General features: G+C 38.6%; 9 protein-coding genes and 1 pseudogene. 3 read left to right on the forward strand and 7 right to left on the reverse strand.

Annotated features, from left to right (window positions below):
- Window positions 1–15: 15 nt before the first annotated feature.
- From addA to HMPREF1116_RS12340, 3 genes and pseudogenes are all read right to left on the reverse strand, one after another.
- Window positions 16–3,663, reverse strand: a complete 3,648-nt coding sequence (gene addA, locus HMPREF1116_RS06360) for a helicase-exonuclease AddAB subunit AddA (RefSeq protein WP_000670874.1) — start codon at window positions 3,661–3,663, stop codon at window positions 16–18.
- Window positions 3,660–6,911, reverse strand: coding sequence for an ATP-dependent nuclease subunit B (rexB, locus tag HMPREF1116_RS06365; protein WP_025171270.1), 3,252 nt, complete (start codon window positions 6,909–6,911; stop codon window positions 3,660–3,662). Before rexB ends, addA begins: the two co-directional genes overlap by 4 nt.
- 137 nt (window positions 6,912–7,048) lie before the next feature.
- Window positions 7,049–7,714, reverse strand: a pseudogene (locus HMPREF1116_RS12340) (CPBP family intramembrane glutamic endopeptidase).
- Between the two features lie 179 nt (window positions 7,715–7,893).
- Here HMPREF1116_RS12340 and HMPREF1116_RS06375 point away from each other — a divergent pair.
- From HMPREF1116_RS06375 to HMPREF1116_RS06385, 3 genes are all read left to right on the forward strand, one after another.
- Entirely contained in the window at window positions 7,894–8,703 is an 810-nt protein-coding gene (locus tag HMPREF1116_RS06375) for a Cof-type HAD-IIB family hydrolase (RefSeq protein WP_000593567.1), read from the forward strand.
- A gap of 164 nt (window positions 8,704–8,867) precedes the next feature.
- Complete coding sequence (locus HMPREF1116_RS06380) at window positions 8,868–9,776, forward strand: ATP-binding cassette domain-containing protein (RefSeq protein WP_000859670.1); 909 nt, start codon at window positions 8,868–8,870, stop codon at window positions 9,774–9,776.
- Window positions 9,777–9,786: 10 nt separating this feature from the next.
- On the forward strand, window positions 9,787–10,545 hold the full coding sequence (locus tag HMPREF1116_RS06385) for an ABC transporter permease (RefSeq protein WP_000581978.1): 759 nt from the start codon (window positions 9,787–9,789) through the stop codon (window positions 10,543–10,545).
- Between the two features lie 39 nt (window positions 10,546–10,584).
- Here the strand turns inward: HMPREF1116_RS06385 and HMPREF1116_RS06390 are convergent, their stop codons facing one another.
- The 4 genes from HMPREF1116_RS06390 to pcrA all read right to left on the reverse strand — a co-directional run bounded on the left by HMPREF1116_RS06390 (window position 10,585) and on the right by pcrA (window position 14,982).
- On the reverse strand, window positions 10,585–11,463 hold the full coding sequence (locus HMPREF1116_RS06390; protein ID WP_000639372.1) for a sensor histidine kinase: 879 nt from the start codon (window positions 11,461–11,463) through the stop codon (window positions 10,585–10,587).
- Entirely contained in the window at window positions 11,460–12,161 is a 702-nt protein-coding gene (locus HMPREF1116_RS06395) for a response regulator transcription factor (protein ID WP_000101095.1), read from the reverse strand. Before HMPREF1116_RS06395 ends, HMPREF1116_RS06390 begins: the two co-directional genes overlap by 4 nt.
- Window positions 12,162–12,266: 105 nt before the next feature.
- Window positions 12,267–12,527: a SemiSWEET family transporter gene (locus HMPREF1116_RS06400; protein ID WP_000136961.1), complete on the reverse strand. Its 261-nt coding sequence runs from the start codon at window positions 12,525–12,527 to the stop codon at window positions 12,267–12,269.
- A 166-nt stretch (window positions 12,528–12,693) separates the two neighbouring features.
- Window positions 12,694–14,982 (reverse strand): DNA helicase PcrA, encoded by a 2,289-nt coding sequence (pcrA, locus tag HMPREF1116_RS06405; RefSeq protein ID WP_000998884.1) that lies wholly within the window; start codon window positions 14,980–14,982, stop codon window positions 12,694–12,696.
- Window positions 14,983–15,162 lie beyond the last annotated feature (180 nt).

The raw sequence follows: 15,162 nt of genomic DNA on the forward strand, positions 1-15,162 counted from the left end.
ATGTCTCCTTTCTTTTTAAAGTTTAACGACTTCTACAGTATCCTTGCCAAGTAAAATTAGATGTTTCTCAATTCTATCTATCTGATAAGAACGAGATAGAGCCTCAGCATATAATTCTAATTGACCACGATAACGTTCAATCAGTTGACTAGCGTAATCGTATCGGTCTGTCTTGTAGTCAAACAGAACAATCTTATCATCATAAAGCAAATAACCATCTAAAATACCACGGACAACAAAGTCTTCCTGACTCTTTTCGTCTCTTTTTAACATAGAGAAGGGTTGTTCACGATAAAGCTTGTCCTGGTTTGCAAGAATTTCCTGACCGAGTTGAGTATCGAAAAAGGACAAGATTTTATCTAGATTAACTTTATCTTTAACAGCAGGGCTTGCTTGCACTTGCTCTAAAGCCTCTGTCAAAGTCTCTAAAGTAGGTTTCTTATTGAGATTAATTCGCTGCATGAGTTCGTGAGTTGCACTACCAATCTCAGCCCCTGTAACTTTTTCAGTTTTTGAAAAATCTGGAAGCTCAAACTGAACAGTAGTCTCTTTTGGTTTGCTTTGACCAGCTACTATAACTCCTTCCATATCCATGACCGGTTCATAGAACTTTTTAATCTGACTCGGTGTCTGAACACTTGGAAGATTGATTGCTGCACGGTGGATTTCGTTATACACTTCCACTTCTTTTAGCATTTCCAACGCATCTTTGATGGTTTCTGACTGACGGTTGTCTGCTTGGGATAGATCTTGAAGTTGACTTTTATGTTCCAATTTTCCGATAGCTTCTTTGGTTAGGTCTTCTTCACCTTCAAAGCGCACACTAAAGTGCAAATCCTCTTTAGAAAATGCTTGATAGATGGCCCAAATCCAGTCCTGGAAATTACTAGCATCTAGTCTCGTTTCTCGAGTCAAAATACCTTTTCCATTTGTCGGATATTCTTTAGATTCTAATTTTTCACGTGATCCTTTTCCGACTAGATAGAGTTTCTTCTCAGCACGTGTCATGGCTACATAGAGCAAACGCATGAGTTCAGAATAACTTGCTAATTGGAGTTCTTCCTTATTTTGAGTATATGTCAAGCTAGGAATAGATAATTTAATGGTAGATGGAACATATTCCTCTTTTGCATTTGTAGCGACTCTAGCTACATAATTTAACCCAATTCCATTTGTGCGACTGAGGATAACCTCAGACATAGTATCCTTCTTATTAAATTTTTGATCAATATTGAGGATAAAGACATAAGGAAATTCAAGCCCCTTACTCTTATGAATACTCATAAGTTCTACAGCATCCTTTGGTGGTGCTACAGCAACATTGGCAAGATCATGCTGGGCTTCCAGGACTTGGTCAATCATTCGAATAAAACGGGATAATCCCTTGTAATTACTCTTTTCAAACTGATCTGCTCTTAGAGCAAGGGCATAGAGATTTGCCTGTCTGGCCAGTCCATTTGGCAAGGCACCAACATAATCATAGTAAAATCGGTCACTATAGATTTTCCAAATGAGATCATAAAGAGAATGTGTTTTGGAATATAAACGCCAAGCCTGGACGGTTTCCATGAAAAATTCTATTTTTTTATGAAGTTCAGACTTAATTAAATCCTTTTGAAGACCCGTATTTGCTTGAGCATTGACTAGTTTCTCATAAAAGTTCTCTTGAACTTTATCCTCAGATTTTTGAAGAGCGAGACGAGCCAATTCATCCTCATCAAAGCTAAACATCGGAGACTTCATCAGAGCAACCAAAGCAAAGTCTTGAAGAGGGTTGTGGATGACACGAAGAGTATCCAACATCACCTGGACTTCTAGGGATTGCAAATAGTTTGCTTGAGCACCGTCTGTCTTGACAGGAATACCATATTCAGACAAGGCGAGCAGAACTTGATCATTACGACTTCGACTAGCAGTTAAGAGAGCCATGTCCTTGAAAGGTACACCCTTATCATTATGAAGGTGAATTATCTCCTTAAGCACCATCCGCATTTCACCAGTCAGTTTGTTAGTTGCAAGTTCCTCCTCATCATCAGAATCGCTATCATCATCCTTATCGTACAAGAGAACTTCTGCCTTGTTTTCTGGATTTGATTGAATATCAGTATTTCCAAAAACAAGCTGGTGCATACCGTCATAAGATATCTCTCCAACTTCCTCGTCCATGAGGTGTTTAAAGACATCGTTCGTAGCATCAAGAACCTCTGAACTGCTTCGGAAATTTTCTTTAAGCAGAATTAACTGACCTTCTTTGTCATCTTGAGCGAAGCTGTGGAATTTTTCGTTGAAAATTTGTGGGTCGGCCTGTCTAAAACGATAAATAGACTGCTTAATATCTCCTACCATAAAACGATTATGACCGTTTGAGAGGAGTTCTAGCATTCTTTCCTGGATATGGTTGGTATCTTGGTACTCATCAACCATGACTTCATGGAAGCGTTCCTGATACTCTTGACGAACCTGTGGGAAGTTTTCCAAAATCTCAATGGTATAGTGGCTAATATCAGCAAATTCGAAGGCATTTTCTTCGCGTTTTCGTTGTCGATAGGCATCAACAAAATCTCTCATGAACACTTGGAATGTCTTTGCCAAGTCCCAGGACTCTTGATGATAATCTTCTTGGAATTTTAGTAAAGTGATTTGATCATTGAGTGCAATCAGCTTCTCAAATTTTGCTTTTCTCTCTTGGTTGTAGGTTTCTTTCAAGTCTTGCAGTTCGGCCTTACGACTAGCATTTGTAAGAGCACGACCTCCCTTATCCTTAGAGATACTAACAACTCGTTCTAAAACTTCTTGGTATTGATTAAAAGTTGATTCGTTGGTTAAAGCTCCGATTTCATCAAGAACTTGTTGAACAGATTCTAAATAAGCTGCTTTACCAAATTCCTTGGCATCATTATCCAAATGGTAACGGAAAAAGCTTTCTAAATCACAGAGTTTCTCCTTTATATCGTCTACAAGGTTTTCTTTAGCAACTGTAAAATCAGCCTTTTCAAAACCTTTTAGGAAAGATTCCTCTAGCCAAGCCTGAGGATTGCTAGTAGATTGCAAAAAATCATAAATCATATAGACCTGTTTACGTAGTCCACGCGCGTCTTTGCTTCTACCTGCAAAGTTTTTGACCAAGCGACTAAAATTATCTTTATCCTGGCCTTGGTAGTGCTGTTCAAAAACTTGTCGAAAAACCTCATTTTTTAAGAGGAGTTGCTCACTTTCATTCTGAAGAATGCGAAAATTTGGAGACAGGTCAAGAAGATAGCCGTGCTTGGTCAGGAATTTCTGGGTAAAAGAGTCCATGGTCCCAATCGCGGCATTGGGTAAATCAGCTAATTGTCTGCCGAGGTGTTTTTTTAGTTCCACATCTTGCGTTTCTTGGATTTGTTGGCTAATTTTCTTTTCCAAGCGTTCTTTTAACTCGGTTGCTGCCTTTACCGTAAAGGTTGAGATAAAGAGTTGGCGAATCTCAACACCACGTGCTAGTTGGTCAAGAATTCGTTCAGCCATGACAAAAGTTTTTCCCGAACCAGCTGAAGCTGAAACCAAAATATTTTGACCAGAGCTATAAATAGCTTGAATTTGTTCAGCTGTTTTCTTTGGTTTCTTGTTAGACTGAGCTTCTGCTACTTGCAAGGCTGCAATCTCTTCTTGGGTTAAAAATTTCATCGCTCCAACTCCTCTCTGATTTTATTAAACCAAGCTTCCTTGGCATTGCTCTTGGCAACTTTCTCTAAAAATCTCGCCTGACCTAGATGGTAATTGGCTTCAAAACCTGTAATAGCTTGATATTGTTGAACATAGGGTGCAATGCTTCTACCGTTTTCTGTATAAGGGTTGATCGCAAATTCACCAGATAAAATCTTCTCTGCCGCTTTTTTGTAGAGAAGGGCATTATAGTCCAACAATAACTGGAATTCCTCATCAGACAACTGATAAGTCTTGTTTTTATTGTAAAACTCTCCAAGGTTTTTTATCTCTTTCTCAAGAAAGAGTCCTTGATACTTCATGCTCTTATTCGCTTCTGCTACAGCCTTTGAAAGAGTTTTATTGGCTTGTAGAGTTTGAATCGGTTCAGTCATCTCTAAATACATGGCACCAAAGAAGTCTCTATTCCCTTCTTTTTTAAGTGCAGCTAGATAGGTTGGTAATTGCGAGTTAAGACCGTTATAAAAGAGAGGAAACTTAAACTGAGTCAAAGAAGACTTATAATCTACAACACCAATAGCTCCATCTGATTTTAGACGGTCGATACGGTCGACTTTACCACGGACATAGACATTTCTGCCGTTTTCTAACTGAACAAAAGCTTGTTCCTTGCTACCAAAGACTGCTTCTTCCTGAATCGTTTCAACATCCGCATTATGTCGAAGAATGTGTCCTGTAGCATGTGCGACATCCAATAGGACTTCCTTGGTGAATTGAGCATCCAAACTTTCCTGATAAATGGCTTGAAACTCACGTTCTTGACTAGTTTCAGAGATTGCTTGTTCTAAACGACGATCAAAGGATTCATTAGGCGAAAGTTTCATTGCTCGTTCAAAAATACGATGCAAGAAATTACCGTGACTTCGTGCATCAGGACGCAAACGCAATTCTTCCTGCAAACCTAAGACATAACGGAGATAGTAACTGTATTCATTACGGTAAAATTCTGTTAATCCAGAAGTAGATAGATAGAAATCTTGATCTTCAGGATACAAGACTTTCAAAGTTTCAGAATCTAAAATCTTGCTCTTTGGACTTGTTGGTAAAACTGGATTTTCTAAACCTTGGTCTTCCAACTTTTTACCCATCACACGAGCCAGAACTTTTACAAAAGTTAAGTCTTGGTCACTTGTCTCACTCTCACCTTGCTGATGATAGGCAACAAGACTAGACAAAAGGCTGTGATAAGAACCAATATCATCCTTTGTTAGATTTTTTCGGTCAATTCTCTTTTCAATCTTGCTAAAACCAAAGTCCTGTAATTCTTTCAGATATACCGACTCTTTACTCTTATTTTCATTGAGTAAACTTGGCGCCGATAAGACTAATTGTTTCCTAGCAGAGTTGACCAACGAAAGCATAGTATAGCGATTCTTCTTGAGGTTTTCTTGACTTGCAATCAGTAATTGAGAACCTTCTTGAGTTGCTCGGTTCAGCACTTCTCTTTCTTCATCGCTCAACAAACTGGTGTTTTGAGCAATTTTAGGCAAGTGATCTTGAGTTAAACCAATTGCATAGATGTAATCAGCTGTCAAGGGTGCAATCAAATCATAACTCTGCACCAGGACAGTATCTACCGTTGCTGGAATTGTACGATAATTGGACAAGCTCATGCCTGAATGAAGAAGAGCTAAGAAATCATCCAAATTGACCTTAGAACCTTCAAATACAGTTGCAAATTGCTCCATTACGTGGCAAAATGCTTTCCAGACTTCCTCTTGTCTTTCTTGCTCTGCTACTTCCATCGTTGCAGATAAGGTTTGTAACTGCTTGGTCAAATGAGCATCTTTCAAAAAGTTGTTCCATTTTGAAAGAAGATTCTCAGCTTTTTGCTTACGACTAGATAATAAAGTTTCTAATGGATTTAGAACACGAAAACGAAGCTTGTTTAACTTCTCTAAATCAAATTTCCCATGATGATTTTTGGTAAATTCTTGTTTAAAACTAGAGAGACCATCAATTCCTAGATAACGAAGATATTGCTCAAAGCTATCGATTTCCTCTTGACTAAGGTCGGTATATAAGCCGGTTCGTAGGAGATTAATCAAATCTTCTTGACGGAAATTGTATCGTTTCAAACGCCCGATGGATTCTGCATATTGAGTCAAAGGGTGGTGAGCCATAGACTCACTCTTACCTAGATAAAAAGGAATTTGATATTGATTAAAAATTGTCTGCAGAGACAGTTTATAAGACTCTACGTCACCTAATAGGATTCGAAAATTTTTATAGCTTAGTTCTGGCTCTTGGTGCAATTTCTGGCGAATACTACGAGCAACTAACTCCAGCTCTTCTTTTTGGGTTAGACAAGACCAAATTTGCAAATCTTCTCTATCCTTATCATCCACTTCTAAGCTAATTTCAGAATAATCATAAGCACTTTCGAGTAGTCTTGAGGCTTTGGCAAAGGCATCAAGTTTCTCATGTTCTTGACAAGTATTTTCTGCCTTAGTCTGATATTTAAAAGCTAAATGGCGTAGAAACTCAACACTGGCTTGGTAGAGGTTCCCTTCACTAAATGGGCTAGTATAAGATTTCTTAGACGCATATACACCAATAACAATCTCAACACCCTTACGATAAAGTAGATCCACTAGGTGTTCTTCTTCTGCAGAAAATCGGGTAAAACCATCAATGACTAGGGCAATCTTACTAAAATCACTACTTACCTTGTTTTCTTCGATAGCATTGATCAGATATGATAATTGACTCCCTTGCGAAACTTGACCTTGATTCAGATAAGCTGTTACCTTTTCAAAAATCATGAGCAAATCAGAACGTTTATCAGCGTCAGATAGACTTTCTAAATCCAAAAAACTCATCTTAGCAGTTGTCATTTCATGGTAAATCTCAATCAATTGTTGGATGAATTGCGGATCTTGCTTAATAGCCCCGTAAACACGTAAATCCTTAGGGTCTATCTCAGACAGACATTTATAGAAAGCCATACCAAGACCGATATCATCGAGACTTGACTTCGCGGGTATATCGTTTAAAACCAGATAACGAGCCATCTGAGCGAAGCGCGTGACTGTGATCGCAAAAGAAGCCTGCTGACTCAAGCACTCCAGGACGGCACGTTCCTTTTCAAAAGAAAGAGAGTTAGGAGCTATGTAAAAGACTCGTTTGCCTTGGGCAACCAGTCCTTGAGCCTCCTTGGTCAGGATTTCTGTCAAAGAAGTCCGAATATCGGTATAAAGTAGTTTCATCTCTGCCTCGTTTGATTTTTTCATTACCTTTCATTATACCATTTTTTGACTGCTAATCCTATAAATAGAGAGTTCTTAAACTACTGATAAAAAGTAAAATGCCAGAAATTTCCGGCATTGATCGATAAGCACTATCTTCATGAAAATACAAGCATCCATAAATCCCAAAATGCTGTAATGTTAATCATGATATGGAGTAAAATGGGATAATAGAGAGAGTGAGTTTTTCGGTAGAGCAATGCTAAAATCGTTCCTCCACTTGCATAGGTGAAAAAGGCGAGTGGTGTTAAACCTGAACTGACATGCACATAGCCAAAGACGCAGGCTGATAGTAAAACATCTCCATACCAAGGTGAATCTTTCAAAAATGTATTCATCAGAACTCCACGGTAAACCAATTCTTCTGTAATTGGTCCTAGTAGACAAACAATAAGTAAAAGATAAGGTAACTCTTGTCGCCCTGTCATCTCAGTCAATTCATTTAAAGCGATTTGATTGGACGTTGCTGGGGTTAAAAAAGAAAACACAATATCTGAAAGATAACTGACTCCATAAGCAAGAAGCAAATAAACTAGATATCTCCATTTCTACTTCAACTCAAGCATTTTTCTACCTTCGAATACTAGTAAATATAGCATAGCTAGAAGAATAACGATAAACTCTAAAAAAGCAAGAATTTGAAAAAATTCTCGACTAGCAGCTACAAATCTAGCTGTAAAGTGATTAAAAATCCACCAAAACCAAGTCTTCCTATAAATAATTACTAACAAGGCTAGTAAAATCTGTACTGCTCTTTTTTTCATGATAAGTCCTCTGCTTTTTTATCCATTATCAGTATATCGCAAGTTTAGTATAGCATATATTTGCCAAAAAGCTTCTTCAAATCATGAATTGTAATTGAAACGTCCTAAATTGACATAGTAATCCTTATTTCCACTAAATTATGCTATAATATAGACAAAACACGTGAAAAGGAACTACTATGATTAAACTACTTGCCCTTGATATGGACGGAACTCTGCTCAACGAAGCCAAGGAAATTCCTCAGGCTCATATTAATACCATTCATAAGGCTGTCGAAAAAGGCGTCAAACTGGTTCTCTGTACTGGTCGTCCTCTCTTTGGGGTTCTTCCCTACTACAAGAAACTCGGACTTGATTTGCAGAATGAATACGTCATCGTCAACAATGGATGTTCTACCCACCAAACTAGTGATTGGGGCCTTGTTGACTGGAGAGAACTTAGCAAATCAGACATTGAATACCTAAATGAACTTGCTGAAAAGAGTGAGGTCCAATTGACTCTCTTTGACGAGGAACACTACTTCGTTCTCGGAGGCGAACCAAATCCTATCGTAAAATACGATGCGACACTCGTCTTTTCTGACCTGACTGAAATTTCACTAGAGGAAGCTACCAGTGGTAAATATCGCATGTTCCAGGGTATGTTCTTAGGTACAAAAAAACAAACAGATGATTTTGAACAACGATTTGCTGATGAACTTTGTCAGAGATTTAGCGGAGTTCGTTCACAACCAGTTATCTATGAAGCAATGCCACTCGGTACAACCAAGGCTTCTGCTCTTTCTCGTTTGGCTGAGATTTTGGATATCCAACCTTCTGAAATCATGGCAATGGGTGATGCCAATAACGACATTGAGATGCTAGAGTTTGCAGGGCTTGGGATTGCCATGGGAAATGCTAGCGACTATGTCAAATCTCTCGCGGATGCCGTAACTGCCAGCAATGAAGAAGATGGTGTTGCACGCGCTATTGAGAAATATATTTTGTAGAAAATAAGCCCAGTCAACTAGCATTTCTAGCCAACTGGGCTTTTTATTTTTTAGAAACTTAAAAACTTTAGAAACACTTTAGAAATGCTTGACGATTCTTTGATATCTATGCTTTATACTAGAATTATAAAAATAAAACATCTTAAAGGTTAAAGGAGAAAACTATGAAAACAGTCCTCGAAATCCATGGCTTGTCCAAACAATTTGGCAAACAACCCATTCTACAAGATCTTAACCTCTCAGTGAAAGAAGGAGATATCTATGGGCTTATCGGAAAGAATGGTGCTGGTAAAACTACTCTGATTAAAATTATTACTCAATTATTATCTGCTGATCATGGAACCATCTCCCTCTTTTCCAGTCAAGGGTATAAGGAGTGCACAAAAGCCCTATCTCGAGTAGGTTCAGTCATTGAATCTCCAGTAGCTCATAATCATTTAACGGCCTATCAAAATCTTAAATATTATTGTACCATTCGACATATCCCAAATACTGATCAAGTCATTCAGGAAACATTAAAGTATGTCGGGTTAACAGATACAGGTAGAAAAGTTTTTCGAGATTTCTCTCTTGGGATGAAACAACGTCTAGGTATTGCTATTGCCCTCCTATCAAAACCAGACTTTCTCATCCTTGATGAACCCATCAATGGTCTTGACCCAATCGGTATCAAAGAGTTTCGTCAAATGATTCAACGTCTGCATCAAGAGAAAGGAATGACCATTCTCATCTCTAGTCATATCTTGTCAGAACTTTATCTTGTTGCCAATCGCTTTGGAATTCTGGACCAAGGAAAAATCATTCGAGAAATCAGTAAGGCTGAATTTGAGACACTGAATGAAGACTATATCGTTCTGAAAACAAGTGAAAAAGAAAAAGCTAGTCAAATCTTAAAAGACAAAGTGCGTCTTGAATTTAAAGTTGTGAATTCAGATAATGAGATTCATATTTTTAGTCATGAACAAGATGTCAAACGAATTCTCAAAGAACTTACTCTAGCAGATGTCGCTGTTGATGAGATTTACTATGCTCGTCAAAATCTTGAAGAATACTTCACACAATTAGTAAAATAGGAGAAAGATCATGATTCATACAATTCAAGCAGACTTTTACCGTCTTTTCCGTTCCAAAGGTTTTTGGATTACAGAGATTGTTCTCTTTGCACTCATGTTAATGGGAGCTACTATTGGGGCTACAGGACATCTAATGTCAGTTGATACAACGCCCCCAGAATCAGAAATTCCAACCCAAGGTTGGAATGGTGTGCAAGCCCTGATTAACGCATCTAGTCAAGGTTCAAACCTCGTTTTTCTCTGTATTATCCTTGCTTGCCTCGTTCTGGGAGTTGACCTTATCGGAAAACTCTATAAAAACAGTTTGACAGTGGGGGTTTCTCGTACAGAATTCTTCCTAGCCAAGTCAGTTGTATTAGCCAGTATCGCTCTAATGCAAATTCTTATTAGCCTAGTTATTGCTTTCGTACCAGCAACTATCCTAAACGGGGTAGGAACGATGCCAGAAGGATTTATTGGCAATCTCCTTCTAACGATTGGCCTTCAATTCCTCTGCCTTCTTGCTTGGCTTTCCATTATATCTTTCATTCTCTATGTGACTCATTCCTATTTGGCTGTTTTCATTGGCTATTTAATCAGTTCTATCTTACTTTCAACGCCGATGCTTATCTTTCCAGATATCGAAATTTTACGCTATTTGTCCTTGAATGTTGCCTATGCCATGACTGCCTATAGTCAGGCTGTTCTATACACCGTTATCGTTACAGTGACTGTTATTCTATTCTTTACCATTAGTGGACTTGCTGTTTTCAAGAAGAAAAGCTTATAAAAATGACCTCCTCTATTTAAAAAGAGGAGGTTTCTTGTTTTAAAAGAGTATCTTAACTGTAAACCAAGCACCATCTGTACTTAGTTGTAGTTCTGCTCCAAGGAGATGGGATAGTTCTTCAGTAATATAAAGACCTAAACCAGAGGATTCTTCTGTATCTGAGAGGTTTTCAGAGTAAAATCGTTGACTGAGATTTTCAATTTTGCGAATGGGTTGTTTGACCAGATTTGAAATTTCCAAATAAATGTGATTATCCACTTCCTTCAAAGAAAATCTCGCTTCATCCTTCCCATGTTTTAAAACATTGCCAATGAGATTTTGCAACATACGGTCTAATAAATCCGAATCTGTCAGTAAATACAAACCAGATTCTACTTGCAAATCAAGGTCAATCTTTGCCGTTTGAAAAGAATCATAATAGGTTAGTAATTTTTGCGTCATAAATGTCGAGACTTCTAACTCAGATAAGTCAGGTTTAACTGCTCCTTCCATTAACCGACGATAGTCCAAAAGAGCCTCTAGACGTTTTGAAACTTGATTGAGATGATGGGCAATTTTTTTCAAACTCTCAGACTCAGGATTTTCTGTTTTAAGCAATTGCTGAGTATAACCGGACGCAATCGTTAAAGGCGTCCGAATATCATGTGCAATATTGCTAATAGCCATGTCCAAAGTCTGCTTTTCACGTTTCATAATCAAGCGTGACTGCTCAACTTCTTGAAAGAGATGATTGATTTGCTGGTAAAGATGTAAAAAATCCTTGGAGAAAGTTGACACTCCGATTCTCTTCATACTTCCAGTCAGAATCTTATCTTCAATCTGTTGGCTCAAGTTAACGAGTGCTAGATGATAGCGAATCAACCATATCGTCAATAGGATAATGACCAGCACTAGCAAAGATAGTAAAATGTAGATCATTGCTCATCTCCTTTTAACCGAACACCAACTCCCCAGATAGTTTCAATATACTCTTGCTCTGGATCCAGTTGGCCTAATTTTTTACGGAGATTACTTAAATGAGTATTGAGAGTATTATCGCCTGGTAAATAAGTATCCTCCCAGACCAATTCATAGAGTTCTTCCTTCGTGAAAATTTTCTTAGGATGTCCCAGTAAGGTTTGGAGAATCAAACATTCTTTCTTAGCTAGGCGAATAGTTTCCTGGCTATTTTTGATTTCAAAACTATCTGCATCAAATTGAATATTTTTTAACTCTTGAATCAACTTGTCAGGATGTTCGATTTCAGCTGCTTGCTTGTCACTATTTTGACGTAATTGAACCGTAACCCTGGCAAAAACTTCATCCAAATCAAAAGGCTTTACGATATAATCATTAGCACCATCTAAGAGATATTGGCTGATGAGCTTTTTATCGCTTAGAGCAGTTAGCATGATGACAGGAACTGAACGATCTTGTCTAATGGCTTTTAAAACCTGATCGCCATTTTTTCCAGGAAGCATAATATCTAGCAAGATTAGATCAATGCCGCCTTGCTCAAATCGAATCATCCCTTCGGTACCAGAAAAAGCTTGAATCACCTCATGTTCCTCAGAAAGAAGAGTTCTCAAAATTTCTTGAATCTCATTATTATCTTCAATGATAAGTATTCTAGCCATAAACACCAACCTTTCTAATAGTATTATATCATGTTTTTTTAGGAATTTCGGATAAAGAAAAACTCTCCCTCATAACTAGATACGAAGAAGAGTTTACTTTATGTTTTAGAATAAAGCTGTCAATGCGGTAATAATCCCAAAAACAATACCTGGTGCATTGGCTGCTGCCAAAGGAATATCACGTTCTTTTTTAAAGAGTCCGTAGTATACCCAAAGACTGCAGTTAATTGCAGCTACTGCTGGTTGGATAAAGTTTCCTTTTTGACCCGCAAGGTTGTTCATAATTTGAGGAATATATGAGATATACATCATAATAGACATAAAGGTTGCAATCCAACCTAATGTTTTCATTTGTTTTTCAGTCATTTTCTTCTCCTTTCAAAAACAGTTTCAATTATACACTATTTGTATTAATCGTGTAAGCAAAAAACTTATTTGTTAAGAAAATGTAAACTATCACAATCTTGTGATAAGAGTAACAGAAAAAATCCCCCTTGTTATTGCAAGAGGGAATCTTATTCGTTTAGAAAACTTACTTCTTCTCAATCGGTGCTACGCTGGCTAGGAGTTTTTTGAGGCCGACTTCTGGGAAATTGATTTTCAATTCCTGAGTAGTTCCACTGCCTGAAACTTCCAGCACAGTTCCTTCACCCCATTTCTTATGAAGGGCGATATCACCAATAGACCAACTAGTTTCACTGGAAGACGATTTGCTATTAGATGCAAATTGTCCAAAAGGTAGTCCTTTTGATTCAATTAATCTTGGTGCTGCGTTGCGTTTACGATCTTGTAGAGCTTGAGCTAGGCTCATGCCTTGACCAAAGGCGACACCTCCACTACTATAGGATGCTTTGAAGCTACCATTAGCAGGACGCGCCAAACCTTGATAAGTTAACAAATCTGAACTAATCTCATTGATAAAGCGTGTTGGGCGATTATAGTTCGTTCGACCAAATAGCAAGCGTGAGTTAGCATTGGTTAGATAAAGGATTTTCTCTGCGCGCGTGATACCGACATAGGCTAGACGGCGTTCCTCTTCTAGTTCATCCATGTCTTCTGCTGCACGACTAAGTGGAAAGACATTTTCTTCCATTCCAATTAAGAAGACAACTGGAAACTCGAGTCCCTTGGCCGCATGGAGCGTCATCAAGGTTACTTCTGATGTTTCCTGACTGCCAGAGTCTGTATCTGCAATCAAGGCCAAATCGTTCAAGAAGCGACTGAGCTTATCCAAGCCAGTTTCTTCTTCTTGATTATCTGGATTATCATCGAAATTCTTGGTAACAGAAAGGAACTCCTCGATATTTTCGACACGAGCCTTACTTTCTAAGGTTGCTTGAGTATTGAGAATATCCACGTAGCCTGTTTTTTCCAAGACTGCTTCCACTAACTCAGTAATGCTTAATTGATCCAGTTGCTCCCGCAAATCAAGAATCATATTGGCAAAATCCCAGATTGACTGGGCTGCCTTACCTTTAATCCCTGATAACATGATGTTAGCTGAAGCATCAAGCATCGACATATTTTGTAGGTTGGCAAAGTCACGGATTTTCTCTACTGTTCCTGGTCCAATGCCACGTTTTGGTTCATTAATAATCCGCTCAAAACTGATATTATCACTCAAATTGGCGATGAGATTAAGATATGCGATAATATCACGGATTTCCTTACGGCTATAGAACTTAGTTCCACCGACCATAGTATAAGGAATATTGGACTTGAGCAGAGCTTCTTCAATGGTACGAGACTGGGCATTGGTACGGTAAAGAACCGCAAAATCCTTGTGGAGGAAGTTTTGGCTTCGACCAAGTTCATCGATGGTTTTAGCGACAAAGACAGCCTCGTCTTGTTCATCATTAGCGCGATAGTAGACAATCTGTTCCCCATCCGCATTTTGAGTCCAGAGATTCTTAGGACGGCGATTTTTATTGTTTTTGATAACGTCATTAGCAGCTTGTAGGATGGTTTTGGTTGAGCGGTAATTTTCCTCCAACAAAACAACCTTGGCTTGAGGATAATCCTTCTCAAAATCCAAGATATTCTGCATATCAGCACCACGCCAACCGTAGATAGACTGGTCAGCATCCCCAACCACACAGATATTTTTGAAGCGTGAAGCCAAAAGTTTGACTAGTTGATACTGGGCATGGTTGGTATCTTGATACTCATCAACATGGATATATTGGAACTTTTGCTGATAATAAGTCAAAACATCAGGATTTTGGTCAAAGAGCCGCAAAGTCAACATGATCAAGTCGTCAAAGTCCACTGACTCTGACTGACGAAGTTCTTTCTGATAGGCTGTATAACACTTAGCTACAATTTGCGTGTACATATCTCCTGCCTGGGCAGCATAAGCTACATCGTCAATCAGATCATTCTTAGCATTGGAAATGGTTCCCAAAATGGTACGTTCATTCCATTTTTTAGGATCCAAGTTCAACTGCTTGAGAATACGTTTCATGAGCGTTCGCTGCTCCCCTGGATCCACAATCGTGAAATTGCGATTGTAGCCAATGTGGTCGGCATCGCGCCGTAGGATACGCACGCACATAGAGTGGAAGGTCGCGATCAAACAATCCTGAGTAGCTGGATTGAGTCCATAAGCACGCTCCTTCATTTCACGCGCAGCCTTATTGGTAAAGGTAATGGCCAAGATATTCCATGGGTTTACCAACTTTTCATCAATTAAGTAGGCAATACGGTGGGTTAAAACACGAGTCTTACCAGATCCCGCCCCCGCCATGATCAGCAAGGGTCCTTCTGTGGTTTGAACAGCCTCGGCTTGACGGTCATTCATTCCCTTTAATAAATCGTTCATTTTCTCTTCCTTATTCTTCAAGTCAATGTTTCTATTATATCAAAAAAGTTTGAAAATAACTTTTCTTAAGAGCCTTCTGATTACTTTAGTTGGCAAGACAAGAAGAGGCTGGGACAAAAGTCCTAGCCTCTCAATTCTCTTTTGATTGTCGAGCAAGACGCAGTGGTTGAGTGGGCTCTA

It is taken from the genome of Streptococcus sp. SK140, assembly GCF_000259525.1.
Classification (GTDB): domain Bacteria; phylum Bacillota; class Bacilli; order Lactobacillales; family Streptococcaceae; genus Streptococcus.

Coding starts and splice junctions, on each gene's coding strand:
- addA (WP_000670874.1), bottom strand. CDS start 3,663: ATGAAATTTTTAACCCAAGAAGAGATTGCAGCCTTGCAAGTAGCAGAA.
- rexB (WP_025171270.1), bottom strand. CDS start 6,911: ATGAAACTACTTTATACCGATATTCGGACTTCTTTGACAGAAATCCTG.
- HMPREF1116_RS06375 (WP_000593567.1), top strand. CDS start 7,894: ATGATTAAACTACTTGCCCTTGATATGGACGGAACTCTGCTCAACGAA.
- HMPREF1116_RS06380 (WP_000859670.1), top strand. CDS start 8,868: ATGAAAACAGTCCTCGAAATCCATGGCTTGTCCAAACAATTTGGCAAA.
- HMPREF1116_RS06385 (WP_000581978.1), top strand. CDS start 9,787: ATGATTCATACAATTCAAGCAGACTTTTACCGTCTTTTCCGTTCCAAA.
- HMPREF1116_RS06390 (WP_000639372.1), bottom strand. CDS start 11,463: ATGATCTACATTTTACTATCTTTGCTAGTGCTGGTCATTATCCTATTG.
- HMPREF1116_RS06395 (WP_000101095.1), bottom strand. CDS start 12,161: ATGGCTAGAATACTTATCATTGAAGATAATAATGAGATTCAAGAAATT.
- HMPREF1116_RS06400 (WP_000136961.1), bottom strand. CDS start 12,527: ATGACTGAAAAACAAATGAAAACATTAGGTTGGATTGCAACCTTTATG.
- pcrA (WP_000998884.1), bottom strand. CDS start 14,982: ATGAACGATTTATTAAAGGGAATGAATGACCGTCAAGCCGAGGCTGTT.